This window comes from Mesorhizobium sp. M7A.F.Ca.US.005.03.2.1, from assembly GCF_003997795.1.
Taxonomy (GTDB): Bacteria; Pseudomonadota; Alphaproteobacteria; order Rhizobiales; family Rhizobiaceae; genus Mesorhizobium; species Mesorhizobium ciceri.
This window is the reverse complement of sequence record NZ_RZRP01000469.1, coordinates 1-4,923: the sequence shown is the minus strand read 5'-3', so window position 1 is coordinate 4,923 and position 4,923 is coordinate 1. Positions and strand designations below refer to the sequence as shown.

3 protein-coding genes are annotated in these 4,923 nt (G+C 64.6%); 1 reads left to right on the top strand and 2 read right to left on the bottom strand.

What is annotated here, in order from left to right; genetic code table 11:
• Positions 1 to 364: 364 nt before the first annotated feature.
• Together EN991_RS23225 and gshB are read right to left on the bottom strand one after the other, a co-directional pair.
• Positions 365 to 1,897: a YifB family Mg chelatase-like AAA ATPase gene (locus tag EN991_RS23225; RefSeq protein WP_127369627.1), complete on the bottom strand. Its 1,533-nt coding sequence runs from the start codon at positions 1,895 to 1,897 to the stop codon at positions 365 to 367.
• Positions 1,898 to 2,071: 174 nt separating this feature from the next.
• Entirely contained in the window at positions 2,072 to 3,013 is a 942-nt protein-coding gene (gene gshB, locus EN991_RS23220; RefSeq protein WP_127369626.1) for a glutathione synthase, read from the bottom strand.
• Positions 3,014 to 3,313: 300 nt separating this feature from the next.
• Here gshB and EN991_RS23215 point away from each other — a divergent pair, with 300 nt between their 5' ends.
• On the top strand, positions 3,314 to 4,663 hold the full coding sequence (locus EN991_RS23215) for an EAL domain-containing protein (protein ID WP_013528600.1): 1,350 nt from the start codon (positions 3,314 to 3,316) through the stop codon (positions 4,661 to 4,663).
• Positions 4,664 to 4,923 lie beyond the last annotated feature (260 nt).

The following is a 4,923-nucleotide window of genomic DNA, read 5'->3' as shown; positions in this document are numbered from 1 at the left end:
GCGCTCCCGAAGCGCCTGCAGCCGAACCCGCCCCGGCGCCTGCCGCCGCCGAACCGCCGCCCGAAGCGCCGACGCCGAGCGTCAATCCGAAGAAAGTATCCAAAGGCAGCGGCGGTCCCCCTTGAGGGGAGGGCTATCGCATATGAGTTTTTACGAAGAGAACCCCCACCCTACCCCTTCCCACAGGGGGAGGGAGCGCTGCTCCGCGCTCCCGTGACCATTTTCTGCGCCGACTTTCGGTAGTTTGCCGAGGTCAGCGCTGACGAAGTCTCCCTCCCTTGTGGGGAGGGACTAAGGGTGGGGGTAAGTGCCGGGCAAACATCTCAGAAGATGCCATATAGGCGATTGCCCCGCCCTCAAGGATCTACGCCGCCTGCGCCACCCGCTCCGAACTCATGCGGTAGGAAATCGCTTCGGCCAGATGGATGCGGCCGACGGTTTCGCTGGCGTCGAGATCGGCGAGTGTCCGCGCCACCTTCAGCACCCGGTGATAGGCGCGCGCCGAAAAGGCGAGCTTTTCGCTGGCGTCCTTGAGCAGCGACAGGCCGGCGGCGTCAGGCATGGCGATCTCCTCGATGGCCGAGGGCGCGCAATGCGCGTTGGTGGTGGCGCGGGTGGCGCCGAGCCGCTCGAAGCGCTCGCGCTGGATGGTGCGGGCGCGTGCCACACGCAGCGCCACATCGGCACTTTTCTCCGCCCGGTCGGGCAGGATCAGGTCGCTGGCCGAGACCGCCGGCACTTCGATCCTGAGATCGATGCGGTCGAGCAGCGGGCCCGAAATGCGCGCCTGGTAGTCGGTGCGGCAGCGCTCGCCGCGCAGGCAGCGATAGCCCGGCTCGCCGGCCATGCCGCAACGGCACGGGTTCATCGCCGCCACCAGCTGGATACGCGCTGGATAGGTGACGCGATGGTTGGCCCGCGCGATCATGCAGTCGCCGGTCTCTAACGGCTGGCGCAGCGCATCGAGCGTCTGCGGCGTGAACTCGGGAAACTCGTCGAGGAACAGCACGCCGTGATGGGCCAGCGACACCTCGCCCGGCCGCGCGCGGATGCCGCCGCCGACCATCGCCGCCATCGAGGCCGAGTGGTGCGGCGCGCGGAACGGCCGCCGGTCGGTCAATTTGCCTTCGCCGAGCTCTCCCGCCACCGACGCGATCATCGAGACTTCGAGCAATTCCTTCGGCGCCAGCGGCGGCAGGATCGACGGCAGCCGCTGCGCCAGCATCGATTTGCCCGAGCCCGGCGGGCCGATCATGAGAAGATTATCCCCGCCGGCGGCCGCCACTTCCAGCGCCCGCTTGGCGGTCTCCTGGCCCTTGATGTCGGCGAGGTCGGGCAAATCCGGCGCGGCGGCGTGGATGCCGGCCTCGGGGCGCGACAGCACCTGCGTGCCGCGAAAATGATTGGCGATGGCAATCAGGCTGCGCGGTGCCAGAATGTCGAAATCCTTTCCAGCCCAGGCCGCCTCAGGTCCGCAGGCGAACGGGCAGATCAGGCCTTTGCCCTCGGCATTGGCGGCGATCGCCGCCGGCAAGGCGCCGGCGACCGCGGCAATCGTGCCGTCGAGCGACAATTCTCCAAGTACGACATAGCCGGCCAGCATGTCGCCCGGAATGGCGCCAAGGGCAGCCATCAGGCCAAGCGCGATCGGCAGGTCGTAGTGACTGCCTTCCTTCGGCAGGTCGGCCGGCGCCAGATTGACCGTGACCTTCTTCGACGGCATCGACAGGCCTGAAGCATGCAGTGCGGCCTGCACCCGCTCGCGGCTTTCGGCCACCGCCTTGTCGCCCAGGCCGACGATGTGCATGTTGACCTTGCCGGGCGCGATCATCACCTGCACGTCGACCGGCACGGCCTCGATGCCTTGGAAAGCGACCGTGCGAACCCGCGCCACCATTTCTTTGCCCCCAGGCCACAACCCACGCGATGGCCAAGAAATGGCCCCACGGGCAGACAATCACAAATCCTCGGTCAAATCAAGAACATTACGGGAACATGTGAGCGCGTGGGTTGCAGCCGAATTGAGCGCGGTTGCAAAAACGGAACATGGTTAAGACAAAATGAAAACGGCTTACCCGCGCTTGTCCTCGACCGCGTCCCAGAACAGGCTGGCGATGTCGGCGCCGCCGAAGCGTTTGACCTCGCGCACGCCGGTCGGCGAGGTGACATTGATCTCGGTCATGTAGTCACCGATGACGTCGATGCCGACCAGGATGAAGCCACGCTCCTTCAGCGACGGCCCGATGCGGGCGCAGATCTCGCGTTCGCGCGCCGTCAGCTCGGTCTTTTCGGCGCGGCCGCCGACATGCATATTGGAGCGGGAATCATGTTCGGCGGGCACCCGGTTGATGGCGCCGACCGGCTCGCCGTCGATCAGGATGATGCGCTTGTCGCCCTTGCGCACGTCCTTGAGATAGCGCTGCACGATATAGGGTTCGCGAAACATCTGGCCGAACATTTCCAGCAGCGAGGCCAGGTTGCGGTCGCCCTCCAGCAGATGGAAGATGCCGGCGCCGCCATTGCCGTAGAGCGGCTTGACGATGATGTCGCCGAACTCCTTGCGGAAGGCGGCAACTTCGAGTGGATCCTTGGTGATCAGCGTGTCCGGCATCAGGTCGGCAAATTCGGTGACGAAGATCTTTTCCGGGCTGTTGCGCACCCAGGCCGGGTCGTTGACCACGAGCGTCTTCGGGTGGATGCGCTCCAGGATGTGCGTGGTGGTGATGTAGTTCATGTCGAAGGGCGGATCCTGGCGCAGCAGGACGACGTCCATCTCCGACAGATCGGTGCGCACCTTCTCGCCCAGCGAATAGTGGCTGCCTTTCTCGTCGCGCACCTGCATCTCCTCAATGCGGGCAAACACCTTGCCGTCGCGCAACGACAGCCGACCCGGCGTGTAGTGGAACAGCTCATGGCCACGCCGCTGCGCTTCCAGCGACAGCGCGAACGAGGTGTCGCCGGCGATCGACACGGTGGAGATGTGGTCCATCTGGACGGCGATTTTCAGCTTCATGGCGGGTCTCCGGCGGCTCGGATGGACGACTGTCCTGCCTGTACAGGCTCACTGCCCGTCTGCCAATCGCGACCTTTTGAAGATTGGCATCAGCAAGTCGCAAGCTCGGCCCTGCCGGTCATTCCGTGACAGGAGCCAGGCTGCGCGTCCTCGTTGTTCCTTGAGCCCGAATGCACACCTCACATCGATCCTTCGAAACAGGTCGCGGTTGCCCATGGAAAATCGATTTCGCGATACGTTTCCTAAAGGGTTTGCTGCCAGTCTGAAAATAAATTCCGAAGTCACAAAACAGGGACACCGATGCAAACTTCGTTTGGCACCGGTCAGGCAAACAGGGAGAGCACGGATCTGGCATTCACCGATCCGTTGACCGGGCTTGGCAACCATCGCCGCTTCTTCGACAAGGTCGATCGGCTGATCGCCGACCGAGCCGACGATCCCGCGCCCTTTACCGTCGGGATTCTCGACCTCGACGGCTTCAAGCCGATCAACGATCTGTTCGGCCACAAGGCCGGCGACGACATCCTGATCCAGGTCGCGATGCGGCTGCGCGCCTCTATGGACGGCTATTCCACGGTCTGCCGCATCGGCGCCGACGAATTCGCTTTTCTCTATCCGATGGTATTCAGCGAGGACGCTGCGGCCGAAAAGTCGCGCATGCTGATCGAGATCCTGTCGGCGCCCTACGATGTCGGCGAACGCACCGCCAGGCTTTCGGCCTCGGTCGGCTGCTCGTTGTTCTATTCGGGCGACGAGACCACGGAAATCCTCATCAACAAGGCAGAGACGGCACTCTACCACGCCAAGCGTTCCGGCCGTGGCCGCGTCGTCGTCTACACCCGTGAGATGGAAGAAGCGGCCAAGCGCGTCACCCGCATCGAACAGGCGCTGCGCCGGGCTGTCTCGGCCGGCGAGGTGGAGCCGCATTTCCAACCCATCGTCGATCTCGCCACGCGCCGCACCATCGGCTTCGAGACGCTGGCGCGCTGGACCGACCGCGACCTGGGTTCCGTGCCGCCGACCGTCTTCATTCCCATCGCCGAGGAGCGCGGCATCATCGGCCCGTTGTCGCAGCTGGTGCTGCGCAAGGCGACGGAGGCCGCCAGAAGCTGGCCAAAGGACCTGTTCCTGTCGTTCAACCTGTCACCCTCGCAGCTCGTCGACCAGAACACCGGCCTGCACATACTGGCGATCCTCGACCGCACCGGCTTCGATCCGCGCCGGCTGGAGATCGAGATCACCGAGACCGGCCTGATGAACGACCCGGCCTCGGCCGCTCAGATCGTCGAGGATCTGCGCCGCGTCGGCATCCGCGTCTCGCTCGACGATTTCGGCACCGGCCAATCCTCGCTCGGCCGCTTGCGCGAATTCCATTTCGACAAGCTCAAGATCGACCGCGCCTTCGTCTCCTCCATTCTCGACGACAGGCCGTCGGAACACATCATCCGCGCCATTCTGGCCATGTGCGAAGGGCTCGGCATGGACGTCGTCGCCGAAGGAATCGAGCAGGAAGCGCAGGCCGATCGCCTGGTCCAGTTTGGCTGCGCCGGCGGACAGGGCTATCTGTTCGGCAAGCCGGTCGATGCCGACGCCACGCTCGGCTATCTCCGCGATTCCTTCCGCGGCGCCCTGCGCGCCAAGGCGATCTGACCGGCGGTCCTCCGCAATCCCCAACCCCGACGGTGCTGCCGTGCGCATCCGGTGCGGCGCATTGTCGTTTTGTCTGACATAAGCCCTGAAATTCGGCGGTTCGCCCTTGCCCGCGCGCCTTGCGTGGCTAGGATGCGCGCCGATCACGCTACGGCGCCGCGCGTCTTTCAAGACGCGCAAAGGACGCTGTAGCATTTAACATTTGCGCATGATCCCTTTCCGAAAATCGATCCGATTTTCGGGGTCATGCGCTGGGAGAC